Below are 21622 nucleotides of genomic sequence, written 5' to 3'. Positions count from 1 at the left end.
ACATTTTACATATTCATTGATTAATGTTTAATTACACTCCGAAAACAAGCCTGACAATAAACTACCCACTGTAAAGATAATATTTATACAGTTAGTTACTTTGTAGTTTTATATTCTAAAAACAAATGAGAAATAAAACATTGAAAGCATCAGCTCATATATTAATCTTTTCGCTGTTTATTAGTACAAGCCTTTCTAATCCAGCAGCAGCTAATATGACTCGCTACCAAACACCATTTGAACAAGCCATATGGACGTTTAATGGTGACCAGTTTAGCTGCCAGATAGAGCATAAAATAACTGGCTTCGGTAGTATGAAGATGGAAGCGCTTCCAGGTGAGACACTCAGATTAGAGTTAACGGCTGACTGGCTGACACTCAACCAAACCCAAAGCTCAATTAAGATCACCCCACCCACCTGGAAAAAAAGCCACACAGCACTTGGTGAAACACAATTAATATGGCAAGGCAATAAGGCCACCAGTAATACCAGTATCAACCCTTTTCTAGAGGCTCTCGAACAGGGCTTTGCCTGGCAGGCCATTATCGACGGCAGTGAAACAGCGTCATATTTGGTCAGCAGCAGTCCGGTAAACACTGGCCAAGTTGCCAACCAATTTAGACTTTGTCGCCATCAACTTTTACCTAAGCCTTTCTCTTATGTTCGTAGTGTCGAGCTGTTTTTCAGTCCAGGTTCGAGCCAAATCACAATGGCTCACGAAACAGATCTCGACGCGATCACTCAATATGTGAAAGCTGACAGCTCTATCACCCAAGTGTTAGTCGATGCCCATGCAGATAATAACGGAGAGCACTTAGCAAATTTAGTGCTAAGTAAAGAGAGAGCCGATGAGATTTCAGCTAGGTTAGTGGAGCTAGGCTTGCCAAAAAGATTAATCCAAGCCAGGCATCACGGTGCCAGGGAACCAAAAGTATCTAACAAGACCCAGGATGGCAGGGATGCTAATCGCCGCGTAATGATCCGTTTAATAAAACGCCCCAACAAGATCGCGACAAAAAGAACTGCTGGAGTTGAATATGGTTCTTAATCAAATAAGGCTCGTAGATACCTCTTTATCAACGAGTGAACTGTCGCAGTTGAAATATCAAGGTTTCGACCTTTGGCAACCGGATGATAAATCCCTCTGGCTGTCTATGATAAATATTTCAAACTGTACAACAGAAGAAGCCATCATAAAGCTAGCTCAACATCCTGCTAGAAATCAGGTGGCACTACTCGATCCTGAACAGACAGAGCTTGCAACCACAGCAATGCAGTATGGCGTTCAAGACTACTTATTACTTCCTCTGGAAATTGCACAAGTTTGTGCACTTGCACAGAGATTAAGACGCCTTGAACAGCTGGACTCAGAACTGATAGTCGCATCACCTGTGAGTCGTCAACTCATGATGTTAGCCCACAGAGCAGCGACAACTGAAGCGACTGTGTTACTCACAGGAGAGAGTGGCACAGGCAAAGAGCCACTAGCCCGCTATATTCACCGCCACTCTGCCCGAGCCGATAAACCTTTTATCGCAGTCAATTGTGCTGCAATTCCTGAGAGCATCTTAGAGTCGATTCTTTTCGGTCATAACAAGGGAGCTTTTACCGGAGCCACTTGCGATCAACCTGGCAAGTTTGAACTGGCCAATGGCGGTACCCTGTTACTCGATGAGATTGGAGAAATGCCAGCAGTGCTACAAGCCAAGCTTCTTAGAGTATTGCAAGAAAGGGAGGTCGAGCGACTGGGGGGCATAAGTCGATTAAGCTAAATATCCGAGTCATTGCCTCAACCAATAAAAATCTGAAAAAAGCGGTTAAATCAGGCAGTTTCAGAGAAGATTTGTTTTATCGACTCGATGTTTTGCCCTTAAAAATTACGCCATTAAGAGACAGGCGCGCAGACATTCTTCCGTTAGCTGCGCATTTTTTACAAAGGTACAAGCACCTTGCAGGTGATCAACAGTGTTATTTCAGCGAACCAGCTAAGCAACGCCTCACTTCTCATAACTGGCCTGGAAATGTGAGGGAGTTGGAGAACACCATTCAACGAGCATTAGTCATGAGAAGAGGTCAGGCACTTCAAGCTGCAGAACTCGGTATTGAAACTGACTCCCCCCTCAACTGCGGACAAAAAGAGCAGAGTAAGCAAGGGTTAAAAGCCTCTAAACGCCAAGCTGAGTTTCAGTACATTCTGGACACCCTCAGAAAGTTTAATGGTCACAGAATTCAGAGTGCCGACTCTCTAGGTATGACGACCCGAGCCTTGAGATACAAGCTAGCGCAAATGCGAGAAGAGGGCATAGATATAGATCTAGCCCTAGGTAAAGCAGCCTAAATATCAGTTCATAAATTTGTTTTAGATAGGAAATACAGATGCAAAACTCAACCATTATCAGTCCTCAATCTATGATGAATACTCTAAGTATTCACACTGAGATGGCTAAAGGAGCCATAAAAATCCCTCAAAACCCGAGAGATTTAGGCATACAAGCCCCCTCCTTCACCGAGTTAATGGAGAGTAAGGTCGCGGCAGTAAATACAGATCAAAATGCATCATCAGCCTTAATGAGGGCGGTCGATAGTGGCGAAAGTGATGACTTAGTCGGCGCTATGGTCGCATCTCAAAAGGCAAGTCTTTCGTTTTCAACCATGATCCAGATCCGAAATCGATTAGTTCAGGCCTTTGATGAAGTAATGAAAATGCCCCTCTAACGTCTAAGTTGATCAATTCATAATGAATCAACCCGTTTATCAGTTTTAGAAAAGCCGCAAGCCTATGCGATTTTTTGTAAGGATTAAACAATGTCTACAACTTTAGCTCAACCGAGCCCCGCTATTACAGATGTGTCAGAGAAGAGTGACTTACTCTCGACGGCAAGAAGTAAATGGCAACAGTTTAACAACGGCGACAAGCAAGTACTGATTCTGGCAATACTTGCCAGTGTTGTTGCTTGTGTGATCGTGCTACTTCTTTGGACTGCCAGTCAAGGATATCGTCCACTCTATGGCCATCAGGAGCAAGTTGAAACCTCTGAAATTATCGAAGTGCTCGAAGCTGAAGGCATAAAATATCGACTAGAGGCAAACACCGGACTCGTCTTAGTACAGGAAGATAAGCTAGGAAAGGCACGTATGGTGCTAGCAGCCAGAGGCGTGAAAGCAAGAGTACCATCTGGCATGGAGTCATTGGATAATTCAAGCATAGGCACCAGCCAATTTATGGAGCAAGCTAAGTATCGCCATAGTCTTGAAGGCGAACTATCCAGAACAATTATGGCACTCAAACCGGTTCGGACGACCCGGGTACACCTAGCCATTCCTAAGCGCACCCTGTTCATCCGTCAGCAGCCTGAACTACCGTCAGCCTCTGTGATGTTAGACCTTTATGCTGGTAGTAATATCCAACCTAACCAGATAGAAGCAATAGCTAGCTTAGTCGCAGCAAGTGTCACAGGTATGACACCTGAGCGTGTACAGATTATCGATCAAGAAGGCAACCACCTCAGTTCAGGTCTTGCCATGAATCAAGACATCACTCAGGCAAGAGACAGGCAGCTTAAATATACCCAAGAGCTGGAACAGAGTCTTATCAGCCGCGCATCAAGCATGCTTACTCCTGTACTGGGTCAGGACAATTTTCAAATTCAAATTTCGGCTAAAGTTAACTTTAATCAAGTCGAAGAAACCCGAGAATCTCTGGATCCACAAACAGTAGTCTCACAAGAAAAGCAGAGCTCAAACGAGACCAATTCAAGCATGGCCATGGGAATTCCAGGAGCCTTGAGTAATCAAGCCCCCACGGCTAATGCCGAGGGTGACGACAACGGTCGCCGCAACCTAAACCAACAAGAGAGTCGCCAATTTGAAGTTGGCCGCTCGGTCAGACACACGCGTTTTCAACAGATGCAGCTAGAAAACCTCTCAGTCTCTGTTTTATTGAATACCCAAGCCGCCGGCGAAAATGGCTGGAGTGAGGCTCAGCTTTCTCAGCTTGGGGCTATGGTGCAAGACGCCATTGGTTTTACAGCGATGAGAGGCGATCAGTTCAGTATCAATAGCTTCGACTTTGCCCCGGTACAAATAGCAGTATTTGAGCCTGTGCCTTGGTGGCAAACCGAAGGCTATCTAAGATACTTTATCGGCGGCATACTCGGCTTTGGATTAATTCTGTTTGTATTGAGACCACTTGTGTCTCACCTAACTCGAACAGCCGAACCTAAGACTCAGCAAGATGATGCCACAAGTATCCCAGAGTTAGACTCACCATCTCATAGTCAGCTAGCGAATAAGGAACAAGCTAGTGACTCTCAAGCCCTAGCCGATCAGTTGATGGGACTGGATAGAGACATGTCAAACAGTGACTGGATCAGCAATCAAGGTTTACCACCACCAGAATCTCCGCTAACGGTGAAGATGGAACACCTTAGCTTACTCGCGAATCAGGAACCGGCGCGAGTCGCAGAAGTGATAGCCCATTGGATCGGCGACAACGAGAACGAGAAATAGCAGCAAACCAGAGATCGATAGCTTGGTGTAATAACAGATTAACTGACAGGATAGAGACTGTGAACAAGAGTGAACTTGGAATAAAAATGGACAATCTGGGGCAGGCTGCCATGTTGCTGCTGAGTATGGGTGAGAAAGGTGCCGCTCAAGTAATGGCGCACCTAGACAGACATGATGTTCAACACTTAAGTCATAAAATGGCGCGTCTATCGAGTATCACTCAGCAAGAAGCCGAGGCAGTATTGGGTCGCTTCTTTATGCGTTATCAGGAGCAATCCGGCATCGCCCGTGCTTCTCGATCATATCTACAAAAAACATTAGATCTTGCACTCGGTGATCGGGTAGCAAAAAGTTTGATCGATAGTATCTATGGTGACGAGATTAAGACATTAGTTAAGCGTCTCGAATGGGTAGATCCTCAGCTACTCGCCAGAGAGATCACTAATGAACACAGCCAACTTCAGGCCGTACTACTCGGGCTATTACCACCTGAAAGCGCAGCCCAAGTGTTACTTAGCTTGCCTGAAGCTGGTCAAGATGAGGTTCTGGTTCGTATCGCTAAATTGGGCGAATTAGATAGAGATGTCGTCGATGAACTCAGACAACTGGTCGAGCGCTGTATGTTAATCGCTATGGAGAAAAGCCACACTCAAGTCGCCGGTATCCGCCAGGTTGCCGATATCCTCAATCGCTATGAAGGCGATCGGGAGCAGTTGATGGAGATGATCAAACTTCATGACAGACAGTTAGCCAGTAATGTGGCCGATAACATGTTCGACTTCATCATTCTTGGCCGACAAAAGCCTGAGACGTTGCAGGAGATCATGGCAATTGTTCCACCAGAAATGCTAGCTCTTGCACTCAAAGGCATAGAGACTGAGCTTAAAACCACACTACTGGATGCCCTACCGAAACGTATGTCATCGGCAATTGAGACACAAGTTGATGCTATCGGCGCTGTACCTCTTAGCCAAGCAATTACAGCTCGTAAAGAAATCATGGAACTGGCTAAACAGATGATGGATGACGGTGAAATTGAGTTGCAGTTATTCGAAGAGCAAGTCGTAGAGTGATGAAAATAACTAGCAATAACCTCACAATCATAGAGCCCCAGCACTTCGAAGAACAGGTGGTTGAATAATGAAATCTATACAAAAAAGTGTTGACCCTAAATGGCGCTTGAAAAGTGATCTCGCTAGGCGCCACAGGTTTAGCCCTCTAATACCCGATCAAACAGTAAAGAACAATGGTGAGCCTGGATGGCAGGGTTACCAAGCCGCCTTTGATAAAGGCTACGATGATGGCCTGTCTAAGGGTCATCAGGAGGGATTCGAATCGGGTTCCGAGGAGGGACGTCGAAGCGGCCACGCGAATGGCTTTAGCCAGGGACGAATAGAAGGCCAACTGAAAGGAAAAGAGGCCATAGATGACCAATTCAACAGTCTTCTTGCTCCTCTTGGTGCACTCAAGTCTTTATTGGAAGATGGGCACCTCAGTCAGGTAAATGCTCAACAGCAGCTTATATTAGATTTGGTACGCCGTGTAGCACAGCAGGTCATTCGTTGTGAACTTACACTGCAGCCACAGCAGATATTATCTCTGGTCGAAGAAACGGTTGCCTCGCTACCCGATACTCGCTCCGAGATAAAAATTCATCTGGAACCAACTGCAGTCGAACGCTTACGAGAACTAGCAGCAGACAAGATTCAAGATTGGACCCTGGTTGAAGACACAGGTATTTCCCCCGGAGGCTGCCGTATTGTCAGTGACAAGTCAGATGCTGACGCATCAGTTGAAACTCGCCTAAATGCCTGCATGGATCAGGTAGAGGCTAAACTTTACATATCTGATACTAATTCCAGTGATAGCCAGCAATCACAAGGGTTAGCCTCAACGGAAAACATGCCTGAAATTGAGCTTGAGAATGCTTAATACCCAACCCAATAGCGCCGAGATCCTCGACTGGCCAACTATTCCGGTAGCACAAGTATATGGCCGCCTAACACGAGTCAACGGTCTGTTATTAGAAGCCGTTGGCTGCCAATTAGGCATGGGAGACAGGTGTAATATTGAGTGCCGTGATGGACGCTTGGTAGAAGCTGAAGTCGTGGGATTTAACAAAGAAACGCTTTGCTTGATGCCCATCGAACACACATCAGGCCTAATGCCGGGTTCACGGGTGATGCCTGTAGCAGAACAAGCTCAAATCCCGGTTGGAAGTGCCTTATTAGGTCGTGTGATCGATGGTTTAGGTCAGCCTTTAGATCATCTCGGCAAGCTCAATAATACCCAAACAGTTACGCCATCAAATCGCACTATTAATCCACTGCAACGTAAGCCGATTCGAGAGCCTTTAGATGTGGGTATTCGTGCCATCAATGCCCTGCTTCCCATAGGACGCGGCCAGCGTTTAGGCCTTTTTGCGGGTTCTGGCGTAGGTAAGAGCGTATTGCTTGGCATGATGACACGCTTCACCGAAGCCGACGTAGTCGTGGTAGCCCTAATCGGCGAACGCGGTCGTGAAGTCAGGGAGTTTATCGAAGAATCTCTGGGTGAAGAGGGCCGTCGCCGAGCGGTTGTGATTGCCGCTCCAGCCGATACAACCCCGTTAATGCGCTTAAGAGGCATGCGTCTTAGCCACCACATAGCGGCCGCCTTTCGGGATCAAGGAAAACAGGTACTACTACTGGTTGACTCATTGACTCGCTTTGCCCAGGCACAACGTGAGATAGCACTCAGCCTTGGAGAGCCACCAGCCACTAAAGGCTACCCACCTTCGGCATTTGCTCAGCTTCCAAGCCTTGTGGAGCTTGCCGGTAATGGCAAACACCCTACTGGTACGTTAACAGCCTTCTACACGGTATTAACCGAAGGTGATGATCAACAAGATCCTATCGCCGACTCTGCTCGGGCTATCTTAGATGGCCATATTGTACTGAGCCGAAAGCTGGCCGAACAGGGACACTTCCCCGCCATCGATATTGCCAGCTCGGTGAGTCGCTTAGCTAAACAAGTTAGCACCAGGCAAGTGATCAGTTGGGGACATACCTTTAAGCAACTCAATAGCCGCTATAACGACGTCAGAGAATTACTTCCTCTAGGCGGTTATCAGGCAGGACATGACACTCAAATGGATCTGGCCGTTAGCGCTTACCCCAAAATGGCTGAGTTTCTACAGCAAGAGATAGAGCAAAAGTCTGAATTGACTCAGAGCCTGAATGAACTCGAGCAACTCATCAACCTTATTAAGGCGGACCAATGAAGCAACTATTAATACTCTGTCAGCAAGAAGAAAAAAAGCTCGGCCGACTGGGTAACCAAAGAGCCGATGCCCAAACTAGGGTTACAGAGAATCACAAGCAGCGTCAGGCTATCGATAACATGCTCAATGAATATCATGGCAGTAGCAGCCATAGAGTTAATCCTCTATTACTGCAAAATAATGCTAATTTGCTCTCCACGTTGAAGCCTTTACAGAGCAAACTCGATAAGCAAGAGGTGCTGCTACAACGGGAACATCAACGAATGGATGGACTATGGCGAAGGCAACTCGGACGCCAAAAGGGATTATCTTGGCTCTATGAGCAACGTAAATCGGAGCAACGTAAAGCTATCGATGCTCAGGAACAAAAGCAGTTAGATGATCTCTCATCGAGATATCAAAACCAGGGATAGCAGGAATAATTAAGCTAACGCTTCCTATAATCCCTTACTAGCACCGTAATCGACATTTTTCTCGGTATCACGACTCAGCAGGTTATTGATCACAGTCTGCTGAGACACCAATAATTTACCATTCGCTTCATTGGTCTGCTGGCTTTCTTTGACGAGCGCTAACAAATTCTCCCATAGCAAGTTAACCTGCAGTGAACTTTGTTTAGGTAGCTTATCGATCAGCTTCTTCATACCGTTAGCATCTTCACTGAAGCCTAACTGATTTAATGCATCACTGCGTTTTTTAGCTTTAACCATCAGCTCATCACAGAGCCGAGTCTGATGCTGATTATGATGCCTAAGGCCATCATTATCTCTTCGCTGCATTAGCTCACGTTGCCGATTGAGCAAGCTCTTTAACTGCTTATAGCCTTCGATATCCTGTCGAATGCCACGAACAAGTGTTTGAAGTATCTCTCTTTTAGAACTCATAAACAGGACCCGCTTTAACTGTGCTGCTGCAACATAGCCTCAGAGATCGCATCCAGATCTAGCTTAAATGTCCCCGATTTTAGTGATTGACGAATTTCATCAATTCTTGCCTGATCAACGTCTTCAAGTAGCTCAAGTTCCGATTGAGAGCCTGTCAGTAATTGCCAATCATCACTGACAACTTTATGTTCAGCTTGTATCGATTTCTCTGGGTTATCTTGCTTTACAAGGGGCTGTGCCTGATCCTTCTTAGTACTAATTTCAGTGCTGATAGCACTGTTTATCTTTTGAATTTCCATCTGTTTCACCGAAAGTAATGGTCGTTACTCCCTTAAAGCGACCCAAAAGCATCTAGACTAAAAAAACAAGAAGCAAATACTCATAAATAAGGCAGATTTTATAGCCGCTATAGCATTGAATATTAAAACTGCGTCGCCACCCGGCCTTTGGCGGTTGGATAAGCGGTGATGACCTTGCCAGAACTTAAGTTTTTGACCCTAATCGCCTGCCCCTCTCCACCAGACTCCAAAGCTTCCCCCTGCATGTTGGCGTAGAAACCATCGCTTCGAGCCTCGATAATGACCTTATCCCCAATATTTACCCACTGTGGTGCACTGAGACTCTGAACTTGTATCGCCTTGTGACGACGCAGGCCTCGGATCACCTGCCGACCAACGATCTCATCGATTCGAGTCGCTAGATTTCTGTCAGAGGAACGGAGAGTGATCGACTGCCAATCCAGATCACTCCTACTCACCAATTCACCCCGCTTCATTGCTCGGTTAGCAACAGGGATCGAAACCCTTACCTTGACATTGGCACGTACAAACATAGACCAACCTTGGGGATGACATTCAATACGTCTCTGAATGTTGCCAAAAGCAAGCCCAGTAGCTCCATCTATCGTCAAAGCGTCAGAACAAACCTCTAAATTTGCCGCTCCGGAAGGCACCCTAATAGCAACTTCATGATGCAGACTCTTCACTCCAGTCTGCTTCTGCCACTGCTTAAGCTCCCTGGCAATCAGCTGAGTAAATTCAGCCTCGATCTGTTCATTGACCGACAAGACACTTCCCTGTGACAAAGATAGCGGAAGCAGAGACGACAACAAGATAAACAAACAGGAAAGAAGAGTTCCGTTCCACTTATAAAAATAACTGCAAGCCATTAAAAAACCTCAATAAAAATAATTGGCACGTAATTTGTAACGTAGCAACAACAAGAAATAAACCGAACATACACTACTAGGAGTCGCGATGGCTATCAACCTCGATGCCGCACTTGGCATACACCCACAAACACTCGATTTTCGCGTCGAGCGTAGCAAGATGCTGGCAGGTAATCTAGCCAACGCAGAGACCCCTGGCTACAAGGCCAGAGATCTCGACTTCAAAACTGTAATGACTCAGATCAATGCGGGTATGGGCCACGATAGAAGTTATCAAGCAGCCTATCGAGTGCCCTATCAGACATCCGGGGATCAAAATACCGTTGAGCTAGGTAAAGAGCAGGCTAGATACTCGCGAAATGCGATGGACTACCAAACCAGTCTCACATTTCTCAACATGAAAATTTCCGGGCTTAAGTCCGCCATCGAAGGTCAGTAGGAGCTGTAACTATGTCTTTTGGAGAGATCTACGATATTGCAGGTGCAGGCATGCACGCTCAAACAATACGTCTCAACACAGTCGCGAGTAATCTAGCAAACGCAGGTGCCGCCGCTGAAACACCGGAAACAGCATTCAGAGCACTCAAGCCCGTGTTCTCAACCATCTACAAACAAACCCAGGAAGGGCAACTTTCCGGTGCCCATGTGGAAGTCTCTGCCATTGTCGAAGCCGATGCACCATTGGATATGCGTTATGAGCCAAACCATCCCTACGCTGATGAGCAAGGTTATGTGGCTTATTCGAATGTGAACACAATCGATGAAATGGCCGACATGATGGCTGCGAGTCGATCTTTCGAAACCAATGTAGAAGTGATGAACCGTGCCCGCTCTATGCAACAGGGTCTGCTGCAATTAGGAAGCAATTAAGATGAGTATCAATACTGTTTCAAATCAAAATGAAACCAAGCAGGGTAACAATCCGGAGATAAAGGCATCCTCAGGTGGAGCCACACAATCGACCAGCACTAGCTCGTCAGATGGTAATGCAGCAACAATCAAAAATGATTTTTTAACCTTGATGCTCGCCTCTATTCAAAATCAGGATCCGACTAGCCCCGTAGATAATAATGAATTTGTCACCCAGATGGCGCAAATATCTCAAGTAGAAAGTCTGGAGATGATGCGAGCCAATCAGGCGATGAGCATGATCATGATGGAGAACCTAGGCATAGTGCAATCGGCGCAGTTGATTGGTAAAAGTGCCATGGTCCCGGCCTCTGAGTTTGAGATCGATACAGACGCGATTGATGGCAAGATCTATCTTGAAAATACCACTGAAGAGCTAACGCTAGAGATCACCGATGAAGATGGTGAAGTGGTCGCCACTATCGATTTAGGTTCACAGGAAACCGGTGACATCGCTTTCACCATAGATCCTGACAAATTAGACCTACCTCCAGGCGAATATGCCATCAAAGCTAAGGCTACCGATGGCGAAGATACCCTCACCGCCGATACTTTCATCAAGGCTCCCATAGAAAAAGTCCACTTCGTCAGTGCATCCGGCGTGATGATGGCTGAGCTTGGTAATGGCTTAGGCACAGTATCAGTATTGGATATATCTGAAGTTTCATAACATTACGTTAGCTAAAGATTAAAAAGCACAATAACGATTAATTCAAGGATAAACCGAATGTCATTTAATATTGCACTGAGTGGATTGCAAGCAACCACCCAAGATCTTAATACCATAAGTAACAATATCGCCAACTCATCAACCGTTGGTTTCAGAGGTGGTCGCAGCGAGTTTTCAGCCATTTATAACGGCGGTCAACCAGGTGGTGTCAACGTCATGTCCACCAGCCAGAACTTCTCCATGGGCGGTGGCTTAGCCTATACGGGTCGCGAGCTGGATATGGGCATCGAAGGCAATGGCTTCTTTATGTTGTCAGCCACTGATGGTACTACGCTCTACTCGAGAGCGGGTATGTTCAACCAAGATGCAGACGGTTATGTGGTCGATCCTGCCGGTAACCGGGTTCAAGGCTATACAGTGGGTGCTAATGGTCAGCTACAGACGGGTAATGTGAGTGATCTACAGGTTCACTCGGGGTCACTCGCGGCAAAAGCGACCACCAACATAGGTCAGGTCTCTAATTTAGATGCCCGAGTCGAAAAAATTGATCAAACGGCAAATCCATTCGATGCTGATGATGCCTCGACTTACCACTCATCGGGTACTGTCACGGCTTATGACTCTTTAGGTAAAGAACATGCTTTGACCCAATATTATGTCAAAACCGGCGATAACCAATGGCAGGTTCACTACATGATGGACGGTGAAGAAGTCACTCCACCGGGTGGTCACTCTTTGGAGTTTGATTCTGACGGTAACCTGATAGCCGGTGACAGCCTGACTCTTAATATTGCCGACCCGGATATTGTCGGCGGCGCATCAGCCCTGAGTCTCGCACTTAGCTATGACAAGAGCACCCAATACGCCTCTGATTACAACAACTCCAGCCTGACACAAAATGGCTATACTTCGGGCGACCTTAACGGCATACGCATCGATGAAGACGGCATACTTTTTGGCACTTATACCAATGGACAGGAGCAAACCCAAGGCCAGGTGGTATTGGCATCATTCAACAATCCTAACGGCCTTACACCGGCCAGCCAAAACGCCTGGACCGCCACTAATGCCGCAGGCCAGCCCATGATAGGCACTCCGGGAACAGGGACCTTCGGTGGTGTTTTCGGCGGCTACCTCGAAGGCTCTAATGTCGATCAAACGGCAGAGATGGTTAACCTGATGACAGCCCAGCGCAACTATCAATCAAATGCCAAAGTTCTACAGACCAATGCCAGCATGCAACAATCACTGCTTAATGCCATTTAAAGGATCTGACCATGGATAAGATGCTATACACGGCGGCAACGGGTGCGGCTAGGGTTATGGAAGCACAAACCATACGTGCCAATAACTTAGCCAACGCCGAAACCACCGGATTTAAGGCCGACCTTGAGCGCGTCAATGCCAAGGTACTCGCTCCTACGGGAAACAGTCTGCACACGCGGGTGATGGCGCAAACCGAGAGTAGTGGCTTTAGCCAACAAGCTGGTGCGATGAACCCCACAGGCAGAACCTTAGACCTTGCCATTCGTGATCAAGGCTTGTTTACCGTGATGACGGAACAAGGCGAAGCTTACACCCGCTCCGGCAATCTGGTTCCCGATACCAATGGTCAACTCACCATAGATGGTCGGCCTGTGGCAGGCATCGATGGCCCCATAGTTCTACCCGAATATCGACAACTCTTTATCGGTGATGATGGCAGGATCAGCGTAGTTGCAGCCGAAGGTGGCATCATCGAAGAGGTGGGTCTACTCAAGTTGGTCAAGCCTGAACTGAATGCCGTTGATAAAGGACTGGACGGCATGTTTTACAGCCGTGACGGTAACATTCTACCAGCCAGTGAAGAAGTACGAGTAGACAGTGGCTTCTTAGAAGCCAGTAACGTCAATGCGGTCAATGAACTCATCGCTTCAATGGATCTCAGTCGCCAGTTTGAAGTTCAGGTCAAACTAATGAAGACCGCAGAAAAGTTAGCCGAAGCAGGTAACAGGTTGATCCGTAACGCCTAAGAGATAGGCACATTTATCAGTTAAAGAATTAAGGAATAAAAATGCAATCCTCGTTATGGGTAAGTAAAACCGGCCTCACGGCTCAAGACATCAAGATGACCACCATAGCCAACAACCTGGCAAACGTAAATACCACAGGATTTAAGCGTGATCGTGTGGCATTCAACGATCTCTTCTATCAGACACAGCGTCAGCCAGGCGGTCAGGTCGATGAACTGAACGAGCTACCTTCAGGCCTGCAGCTTGGAACTGGTACTCGAGTAGCAGGCACCCAGAAGGTATTTACCACTGGCGACCTGCTAACCACCAATCAGCAACTTGACCTTGCCATCGAAGGTCAAGGTTTCTTCCAGATAGAGGAACCAAATGGTGAATTGTCATTTACCCGAGACGGCCAATTCTATCGTAACAGCGACGGCTTGATGGTGACTTCACAAGGCTTACCTCTAGTTCCCAATATCGAGATCCCTGAAGATGCACAAACCATCACTATCGCCACTGATGGTGTAGTCAGTGCACAAATCTCGGGTCAGGCAGAATCACAGGAGCTAGGGCAGATCACCTTGGCAAATTTCACCAATCCAGCAGGCTTAGAGTCTCGCGGCGATAACCTTTACCGTGAAACGAGTGCCTCAGGAGCAGCAATTGAAGGGGTAGCAGGCGATCAGGCCATCGGCCAGCTACGCCAGGGGGCTCTTGAAGGTTCCAACGTTAACGTGGTTGAAGAGATGGTTGAAATGATCTCGACTCAACGTGCCTATGAGATGAATGCCAAGGTGGTATCCGCCTCAGATGACATGTTGAAGTTCCTCAATCAGGCGCTTTAAGCCTTTTATTCAATTAGATAGATAAGGACAACAGATGCGCCACTTATGGATAGGGATGTTATTACTTTTATCTGGATGTATCTCTCACTTCCCTGAGCCAGAAACCAAGCCGGGAGAACCTGAATGGGCACCGCCAGAGATTGACTATAGCCTACCGGACGCAAAAGACGGCAGTGTTTACAGACATGGTTATATGCTAACCCTATTCAAAGATAAACGTGCCTTCAGAGAGGGAGATATTCTCACCGTCGCTCTGGATGAAAAAACCTACTCCAGTAAGCGTGCCGATACTAAGGCAAACAAAGAGCAAGATATGTCTCTCGGCGGCCAGGCCTCTACTGGCAGTGAAAGCTTCAGTGGAAGTGGCAGTGGCGCAGCTTCCCGTGGCTTTAGAGGCTCAGGTTCTAGCACTCAACAGAACCAACTCTCGGGTTCTATCACTGTCACTGTCGCCAAAGTGCTCCCCAACGGCGCCTTACTTATACGTGGCGAGAAGTGGTTGAGGCTAAATCAGGGAGATGAATACCTGCGTTTGTTAGGACTTATCCGCACCGATGATATCGGTAACGATAACACCATATCCTCACAGAGAATCGCCGATGCTCGTATCATCTATGGCGGCCAAGGTGCAATAGCCGACAGTAACGCCATGGGATGGGCTGCACGATACTTTAATAGCCCCTGGTTCCCCCTATGAAGCAAGAAAATAGCCATGCAAAACAAGATATACAGAACACTTCTAAGCAAGAATCTTGCTTACAGCTTTCACTTGCTACAAGGGTGAGTCAATGAGACAGATCAGTCTATTTATTGCGAGTGTGATCCTCGTATTTGCCATCAATCATACGCCAGTTCAAGCCACAGGCCAGACTCGATACTTGATGGATATTGTCGATGTGCAAGGCATACGTGATAACCAGCTTGTTGGTTATGGTTTAGTTGTCGGCCTGGATGGCACGGGTGACAGAACTCAGGTTCGATTTACCAGCCAGTCTATCGTCAACATGCTCAAACAATTTGGCGTACAGGTCGATGGCAGAATCGACCCTAAGCTAAAGAACGTGGCGGCTGTCGCGGTTCATGCCACAGTGCCACCACTTGCCAGCCCGGGGCAGACTATCGATATAACAGTCTCATCCATAGGTGATGCTAAGAGTCTACGTGGCGGTACACTCTTGATGACCCCGTTAAGGGCGGTCGATGGTGAGATCTACGCCGTCGGTCAGGGTAACTTAGTAGTAGGCGGCGTATCAGCTCAAGGACGTAACGGCACTTCGGTCACTATCAATGTGCCAACTGTCGGCAATATTCCCAATGGTGCCCTGTTGGAAGCCCCCATGGAGAGTAACTTCAATGACAATGAGGAGATAGTCCTTAATCTCAGAGCCCCAAGTTTTATGACCGCTCGCAATATAGAGCGCCAGGTCAACGCCCTATTTGGGCCGGATGTAGCTCAGGCCGACAGTAGCGCTAAAGTAAAGATCCGGGCACCACAATCAAATAGAGAACGTGTCACCTTTATGTCGATGCTCGAAGAGTTGCAGATAGAACAAGGCCGAAAATCCCCTCGCGTTGTCTTCAATAGTCGAACCGGCACTGTGGTCATGGGTGGAGATGTCGTCGTCAGAAAAGCCGCTGTAAGCCATGGTAATCTGACAGTATCTATCATAGAACAGGAATATGTTAGCCAGCCGAATGCACCAATGTGGGGCCAGGGTCAAGGTGAAACTGTCGTCATTTCTGATAGTAAGGTCGATATAGGCACCGGAGATGGTCACATGTTTGTCTGGCCTGAAGGCATAGCATTAGAGGAAGTCGTCAGGGCGGTAAACAGTTTAGGGGCCTCCCCTATGGATCTAATGGCGATACTTCAGGCACTGGATGAAGCGGGCGCCCTGGAAGCTGAACTGGTGGTTATATAATGAAGTTAGAGAACTCCCATAGTTACCTTAACAACCTCAACGCAGGCGATTTGATCAAGGCCAATGGTGAACATGGTGCTCTCGAGCTGGTTAGCCAGCAATTCGAAGCTCAGTTTTTACAAAATGTGCTTAAGCAGATGCGCAGTGCCTCAGACGTAATGGCCGACAGTGATAGTCCACTCTCTTCGCAGAATGATGGCATGTATCGAGATTGGCATGACGCCGAACTTGCAGGACGCCTCAGTCAGATGCAAAGCACGGGCCTTGCCAGCGTTATGACAAAACAATTAAGCGTCGGTCTTAAGTCGCAACCCACAGCAGTCGCCTCTACACAAGAGACCCCATTAAGTGAAGCGGCTAACTCGGCTCAGTTTAATGGGAACAGTGGCTCAACAATGGCGATGCAACCCGCACTTATTGTGCCTCAATTAACCAATACAAACGATAAGTAGAGATGCCTTACACTCGCTGACTTCTGCTACCTATAAATTTAACAGATAAGGAAACCCTATGAGCATGCTTAATATCGGCATGTCAGGACTGACATCGAGTATGGCGGCCCTGAATGCAACCTCAAATAATGTCGCCAATGCCATGGTACCTGGTTACTCTCGCCAGCAGGTGATGATGAGCTCTGTAGGCGGCGGTATCTATGGTAGCGGAGCCGGCGTTCAGGTCGATGGGGTACGCCGGATCTCAGATCAATATGAAGTTGCGCAGCTATGGAACACCACCAGCGGTGTGGGTTATGCCCGAGTCACAAATAGTTACTACAGTCAGGTGGAGCAGATCTTCGGCTCTAAAGGCAATAATATCTCTTACGGCCTAGATCAACTCTTTGCCTCACTAAACTCATCACTAGAGCAACCCAGTGATATTGCCTATCGTCAGGGTGCTTTGAGTGAAGCTAAGGCTATGGGACAGAGATTCAACTCCATCAGCCACTCGCTCAATTCACAACTTTCACAGATTGAGGGACAGATAGGTGCATCGGCTAAAGAGATTAACTCCCAGCTCGAATCTATTGCTAAATTTAACCAAGAAATTCAGCGCTCCGGTACCGATATTCCAGCTTCACTGCTCGATGCCAGAGATGCGGCGATAGATGATCTGGCTCAACTGGTTGATATCAGAGTCACCGAAGAATCAAATGGCATGGTCAATATCTCCCTGGCCCAGGGTCAGCCACTGCTCTCAGGCACTACCGCTTCGACACTGGAAGTAAAGCCAGATCCAAGTAATCCAGCCTTAAGCACCGTCACGATTAAGTTTGGCGATTCCAGCTTCCCGTTAGATGAGAACGTAGGTGGTAGCTTAGGCGCCATGCTCGATTACCGTGATAATAGCCTGCTGGAATCCATGGCATTTAACGATGAACTAGCGATGACTTTTGCCGATGAGTTCAATGCCATTCTTGCTGGCGGTACCGATCTTAACGGTGGTACACCGACACAAGACCTCTTTACCTATGACCCTAATAATCCAGCTGGCAGCATCAAGGTAACCGAAGGTTTTACCGCAGAGATGCTTGCTTTCGGTCAAGGTGATGGGCCTGGAGATAACAGCAACCTAAAAGAGCTAATCGAGCTGGCTAACACTGAGTTTACCTTCGGCTCTATCGATGTAACGACTTCTATGGGAGATGCCTATTCGAGCATGGTGGGCAAACTAGGCTCCGAATCGAGACAGGCTCAGGTCAGTGAAGACACTGCCATCAGCCTTCAGATGGAGGCGCAGGCACAATGGGCCAGCACGAGTGGAGTCAATATGGATGAAGAGGCTGTAAACCTCATTATCTATCAACAGAGTTATCAAGCTAATGCCAAGGTAATCGCCACCGCCGATCAACTGTTTCAAACCATAGTCAACATTTAACCCGTCGGCGCAGCTGCCCACCACTTAAGTATGGGCTTTTGAATCAGATTTAAGGAATACACAATGAGAGTCAGTACCCACAACCTCTATGCCAGTAACTTACATAACCTGCAAAATTCAACCGCTGATATCGCACGCCTCAATCAGATGATGGCAACGGGCAAGTCTATTTTACGTCCGTCCGATGATCCTATTGGTTCGGTCAAAGTCATAGCCAGCCAACGTGAAGTCGCAGCCACCGAGCAGTACCTTAAAAATATCAACTCGCTGAGCACGAGTTTCGATCGTGCAGAGACCAATTTATCTTCCATGGTGGAGATAGAGTCAAGAATGCGCGAAGTGACATTAGCGGCGAGTAATGGTTCGCTATCCCCAGAAGACAGAGCTGCTTACGGTGCGGAGCTGGAAGAGTTGCTTGAAACATTCGTAGGCATGATCAACGCGCAGGATGATGGCGGAAACTATATCTTCTCCGGCAACCAGACTGGCACAGCGCCTATAGCCCAAGATGCCAGCGGCAACTATATCTATCAAGGCGATAATAATCACAGAGAGGTACAAACCTCTGGCTCATCCTGGATGACAGCAAACGTCACCGCAGAGCAGTTTTTGTTCTCGAACGGTAGTGCAGATATCCTCAATCAGACTCAAGAATTTATCGATGTGCTTAAAGACCCAAGTCTAGCCCCCGGAGAATCTGGATTTGATAACGTATCTAAGGCCATGATGGAGACATTAAATGACACATTATCCAGTATCAGCGGCGCGATTACCGATATAGGGGGTAAGCAGAAGAGCCTGATGTTGATGGAAGAATCCCATGAAGAGATGATTCTCTTTAATGAGGAGGTGATCGGTGAAACAGAAGGTTTGGATTATGCCCAGGCAACGGCCGAGTTTAATCTGAAGTTAACCACACTACAGGTGACACAGCAGACCTTCGTGCAGATCACCCAACTCACTCTCTTCAGTCAGATTTAACAAGGAAAAAGCAGATGGCTATGGTAACTGGAGTCTCAGATGCGCTAAGTGTTCAACACCGTAGCCAGCCTCTCAGCGCGCCGATTAACGATCGGCAGGCACAAAGTCAGCTCGAGCCGAATCATAAATCCAATATCCCGACACACAGGCTAGAGAGCTATTCCCGCTGGGCAAAAGTGACTCAAGGCCAGCATAAGGTCTCAGCCTCTCAAGTTGCCGAACAAGGCCTTAGGCAGATAACCCATATCCTGAAGCAGCTCAAGAAACAGACTCAAAAAGCACTGAGCGTTGAGGGCAGCTTACAAACAGAAAAAGCCAATATGGCTAAAAGGATACAGAATCAGCTAACAAAGCTAAAGGTCGAGTATCAAGACACACCACTCATAGATCATCAACTGAACCTGATCACACCAAGTCGCCCGGCAGCGCAACGAGAGTTTACGATGAAATCCGTGGATCTCGCGAGCACTAAGCCAAGAGATGAATACATTCAGCTACAGCACAACCAAAAAAATGCCAGTGTTTTTCTCCCGGCAAAAACTCCTAGTCAACAGCTCAGAGAGCAACTTGCCCTGGGGATGAAAGTCCTTGGCATCGATGTCTTCACACACAAAGATAGCCCATCGACACAAGAAACCATTTTTTCGACCAATGATAAGCAATGGCAACAACTAAAAAACGGCATAATGATGACAGGTCAAGGCCAACGACTACCAGCCGGGGAAGCCAGAAATATCAAATTGGATGAAAAACTCTCCTGGCAAGATCCAAGAGAATGGAAATTTACCAGTAATGATGAGCTCAGACAGGCCATAGCCAAGATCAATAAGTCTCTGCATAAAGTCGATCAACAACTCAGGGATCTTACCGAAGCCAAGCTAAAGGTGCAGCATCAGCTAGACAAAATCAACCGCAGCCACAACAGTGATAACTTGGTCATCGAGACCTTACAAACCTTAGATTCAGCAATGCAAGCCAACCCATTTTCTAAACAGATGACGTCTATCATGGCTCAGGCCAATGTTACACGAGCCCATGTCTCTTCATTACTGAAATAACCATGTCTCTCCCTAATTGAATAACTTGATTCACTCAACCGGCCTGGCGCCGGTTTTTTATATGTGAATATCCCGCACATCGAAATACCAATTACATTAGGTATCTGACCATTCTGCGGGAGTTCAAAGCGCTGTAGGCAAGGCTGGGGGCTTGAAGCAAAAGTTGTTCTCGGCTCTGGCATCCTGTTTCGCCCTAACTTCTGCATCTATGCAGTCGTATATCTAAAGCCCTAAACGCAGCATCAAGTGCTTTGCCCTTTACTTTAAACATCAGCCGAACTACGTGAGCGCCTCAGGATTTCCACTTCTGCTTTTTGCATTTATTATTTTTAACTATTTTTCTATCCGAGAGTTCAGTTTCAAATCAGGGCGTCGTTTTAACAAATATGAGACACAACGAATTATTTAACTTTTGTTCTCTCCTAGCTAAACACGCTTTAGTGGTTAGCTGGAACGGAAGCTAAATAACACTAAAAATACTTGGAGAATTAACCATGTTATCTGTTCATACTAACTATGCTTCTAACGTCGCTCAAAATGCTGTAAACAAAAATAACAGCTTACTTACCACTTCTATGGAGCGCCTATCTACTGGCCTTCGTATCAACAACGCTTCAGATGATGCTGCAGGCCTACAGATCGCTTCACGCCTAAACGCTAACGTTGTTGGTATGGAAACGGCTAGCCGTAACGTATCTGATGCAACCTCTATGCTACAGACTGCTGATGGTGCACTGGACGAGCTAAACACTATCGCTAACCGCCAGAAAGAGCTTGCAACACAAGCGGCTAACGGCGTGAACTCAGCAGAAGATCTAACTGCACTCAATGCTGAATATAAAGAGCTTACAGCTGAAATTGATCGCATCGTTGGCAGTACTGAGTACGCGGGTAATAACTTATTCACTAGCTTAGATGCGGGAGTACAGTTCCAGATCGGTGCAGGCTCTGCTGAAACATTGGCAGTTAAAACAGATGTTGTAGCTAAGCTTGCTGGTGATGCTACCGATATTAGTGTTATAGGCGATGCATCTAAGGCAATCGATGCCATAGACGACTTTATCGACGCTGTCGGTGTTGAGCGTTCAAACTTAGGTGCAAATATCAATCGCCTAGGTCATACATCTTCTAACTTAGCCAATGTCACCGAAAACACTAAGGCCGCTGCTGGCCGCATCATGGATGCAGATTTCGCCGTTGAAACTGCCAACATGACTAAGAACCAGCTACTTGTTCAAGCCGGTACTAGCATCCTATCTTCTGCCAACCAGAACACTGGTTTGGTTATGGGTCTGCTATAAACCCTGCTCTTCGTTAAACCTTACTCTTCAACATAGAGTATCGATTTATCAAACATCAAAAAGGAGCCTAACGGCTCCTTTTCATTTATTTTTCTCTGCTAACTGCATTCAGTATTTCGTTAATCACAAAGAATTACTCAATCTATCCCTCTTACACTTCATCTCTTTGAACTAGCGTCGCTTTATTTATTTAGCGAATGCCTAACGGTCAGCAAGTTAAAGCGGAAGCCTTGCTTCCCTCAA

General features: G+C 47.0%; 24 protein-coding genes and 1 pseudogene. 22 read left to right on the top strand and 3 right to left on the bottom strand.

From position 1 onward, the window contains the following. The first annotated feature begins 215 nt into the window (after nt 1-215). The 9 genes and pseudogenes from FM037_RS00430 to FM037_RS00395 all read left to right on the top strand — a co-directional run bounded on the left by FM037_RS00430 (nt 216) and on the right by FM037_RS00395 (nt 8185). A complete protein-coding gene (locus tag FM037_RS00430; protein ID WP_227993161.1) occupies nt 216-1049 on the top strand; it encodes a MotY family protein in 834 nt (277 codons plus the stop codon). After that, a pseudogene (locus FM037_RS30270) lies at nt 1039-1814 on the top strand (sigma 54-interacting transcriptional regulator); the annotation flags it as partial. The gene FM037_RS00430 and the pseudogene FM037_RS30270, both read left to right, overlap by 11 nt. 30 nt (nt 1815-1844) lie before the next feature. Next, the gene (locus FM037_RS30265) at nt 1845-2339 is read left to right on the top strand and encodes an AAA-type ATPase lid domain-containing protein (protein WP_407695646.1); all 495 of its coding nucleotides are present in this window, start codon (nt 1845-1847) and stop codon (nt 2337-2339) included. Nucleotides 2340-2377: 38 nt separating this feature from the next. Continuing rightward, on the top strand, nt 2378-2716 hold the full coding sequence (fliE, locus tag FM037_RS00420; protein ID WP_077750702.1) for a flagellar hook-basal body complex protein FliE: 339 nt from the start codon (nt 2378-2380) through the stop codon (nt 2714-2716). Nucleotides 2717-2806: 90 nt separating this feature from the next. Continuing rightward, on the top strand, nt 2807-4510 hold the full coding sequence (gene fliF, locus FM037_RS00415) for a flagellar basal-body MS-ring/collar protein FliF (protein WP_144044357.1): 1704 nt from the start codon (nt 2807-2809) through the stop codon (nt 4508-4510). A gap of 86 nt (nt 4511-4596) precedes the next feature. Continuing rightward, nucleotides 4597-5583 (top strand): flagellar motor switch protein FliG, encoded by a 987-nt coding sequence (locus FM037_RS00410; RefSeq protein ID WP_152830737.1) that lies wholly within the window; start codon nt 4597-4599, stop codon nt 5581-5583. Nucleotides 5584-5650: 67 nt separating this feature from the next. Continuing rightward, complete coding sequence (gene fliH / locus FM037_RS00405; protein ID WP_144044355.1) at nt 5651-6442, top strand: flagellar assembly protein FliH; 792 nt, start codon at nt 5651-5653, stop codon at nt 6440-6442. Beyond that, nucleotides 6435-7772: a flagellar protein export ATPase FliI gene (fliI, locus tag FM037_RS00400; RefSeq protein WP_144044354.1), complete on the top strand. Its 1338-nt coding sequence runs from the start codon at nt 6435-6437 to the stop codon at nt 7770-7772. The genes fliH and fliI overlap by 8 nt, the downstream gene beginning before the upstream one ends. Further along, a complete protein-coding gene (locus FM037_RS00395) occupies nt 7769-8185 on the top strand; it encodes a flagellar FliJ family protein (protein ID WP_144044353.1) in 417 nt (138 codons plus the stop codon). The genes fliI and FM037_RS00395 overlap by 4 nt, the downstream gene beginning before the upstream one ends. 24 nt (nt 8186-8209) lie before the next feature. On the opposite strand, the gene FM037_RS00390 is transcribed toward FM037_RS00395, so the two are convergent. The 3 genes from FM037_RS00390 to flgA all read right to left on the bottom strand — a co-directional run bounded on the left by FM037_RS00390 (nt 8210) and on the right by flgA (nt 9824). Then, a complete protein-coding gene (locus FM037_RS00390; RefSeq protein WP_144044352.1) occupies nt 8210-8656 on the bottom strand; it encodes a flagellar protein FlgN in 447 nt (148 codons plus the stop codon). Between the two features lie 14 nt (nt 8657-8670). Then, complete coding sequence (gene flgM / locus FM037_RS00385) at nt 8671-8955, bottom strand: flagellar biosynthesis anti-sigma factor FlgM (protein ID WP_144044351.1); 285 nt, start codon at nt 8953-8955, stop codon at nt 8671-8673. Between the two features lie 122 nt (nt 8956-9077). Continuing rightward, nucleotides 9078-9824, bottom strand: coding sequence for a flagellar basal body P-ring formation chaperone FlgA (gene flgA, locus FM037_RS00380; protein ID WP_144044350.1), 747 nt, complete (start codon nt 9822-9824; stop codon nt 9078-9080). A gap of 88 nt (nt 9825-9912) precedes the next feature. On the opposite strand from flgA, the gene FM037_RS00375 reads away from it, so the two are divergent. The 13 genes from FM037_RS00375 (at nt 9913) to FM037_RS00310 (ending at nt 21379) form a co-directional block, all read left to right on the top strand. Beyond that, entirely contained in the window at nt 9913-10263 is a 351-nt protein-coding gene (locus tag FM037_RS00375; RefSeq protein WP_077750693.1) for a flagellar basal body rod protein FlgB, read from the top strand. An 11-nt stretch (nt 10264-10274) separates the two neighbouring features. Beyond that, entirely contained in the window at nt 10275-10694 is a 420-nt protein-coding gene (gene flgC / locus FM037_RS00370; protein WP_144044349.1) for a flagellar basal body rod protein FlgC, read from the top strand. Between the two features lies 1 nt (nt 10695). Beyond that, complete coding sequence (locus FM037_RS00365; protein ID WP_144044348.1) at nt 10696-11403, top strand: flagellar hook assembly protein FlgD; 708 nt, start codon at nt 10696-10698, stop codon at nt 11401-11403. Nucleotides 11404-11460: 57 nt separating this feature from the next. Next, complete coding sequence (gene flgE, locus FM037_RS00360; protein ID WP_144044347.1) at nt 11461-12669, top strand: flagellar hook protein FlgE; 1209 nt, start codon at nt 11461-11463, stop codon at nt 12667-12669. A gap of 11 nt (nt 12670-12680) precedes the next feature. Further along, on the top strand, nt 12681-13415 hold the full coding sequence (locus tag FM037_RS00355; protein WP_077750689.1) for a flagellar basal body rod protein FlgF: 735 nt from the start codon (nt 12681-12683) through the stop codon (nt 13413-13415). 41 nt (nt 13416-13456) lie between these two features. After that, nucleotides 13457-14242 (top strand): flagellar basal-body rod protein FlgG, encoded by a 786-nt coding sequence (flgG, locus tag FM037_RS00350; protein WP_144044346.1) that lies wholly within the window; start codon nt 13457-13459, stop codon nt 14240-14242. 34 nt (nt 14243-14276) lie between these two features. After that, complete coding sequence (gene flgH / locus FM037_RS00345; RefSeq protein WP_077750687.1) at nt 14277-14939, top strand: flagellar basal body L-ring protein FlgH; 663 nt, start codon at nt 14277-14279, stop codon at nt 14937-14939. Between the two features lie 184 nt (nt 14940-15123). Then, entirely contained in the window at nt 15124-16164 is a 1041-nt protein-coding gene (locus tag FM037_RS00340; protein ID WP_265575351.1) for a flagellar basal body P-ring protein FlgI, read from the top strand. Continuing rightward, nucleotides 16164-16616 (top strand): rod-binding protein, encoded by a 453-nt coding sequence (locus tag FM037_RS00335; RefSeq protein WP_077750685.1) that lies wholly within the window; start codon nt 16164-16166, stop codon nt 16614-16616. The genes FM037_RS00340 and FM037_RS00335 overlap by 1 nt, the downstream gene beginning before the upstream one ends. A 58-nt stretch (nt 16617-16674) precedes the next feature. Next, nucleotides 16675-18039, top strand: coding sequence for a flagellar hook-associated protein FlgK (gene flgK, locus FM037_RS00330; protein ID WP_144044344.1), 1365 nt, complete (start codon nt 16675-16677; stop codon nt 18037-18039). Nucleotides 18040-18102: 63 nt separating this feature from the next. Beyond that, nucleotides 18103-19020, top strand: coding sequence for a flagellar hook-associated protein FlgL (flgL, locus tag FM037_RS00325; protein ID WP_144044343.1), 918 nt, complete (start codon nt 18103-18105; stop codon nt 19018-19020). Between the two features lie 14 nt (nt 19021-19034). Next, nucleotides 19035-20078 (top strand): hypothetical protein, encoded by a 1044-nt coding sequence (locus FM037_RS00320; RefSeq protein WP_229381038.1) that lies wholly within the window; start codon nt 19035-19037, stop codon nt 20076-20078. A gap of 494 nt (nt 20079-20572) precedes the next feature. Continuing rightward, a complete protein-coding gene (locus tag FM037_RS00310; protein ID WP_144044341.1) occupies nt 20573-21379 on the top strand; it encodes a flagellin N-terminal helical domain-containing protein in 807 nt (268 codons plus the stop codon). Nucleotides 21380-21622: the final 243 nt, after the last annotated feature.

It is taken from the genome of Shewanella psychropiezotolerans (genome assembly GCF_007197555.1).
Lineage (GTDB): Bacteria > Pseudomonadota > Gammaproteobacteria > Enterobacterales > Shewanellaceae > Shewanella > Shewanella psychropiezotolerans.
The sequence above is the reverse complement of the archived record's forward strand: the minus strand, read 5'-3'. Positions and strand labels throughout refer to the sequence as shown.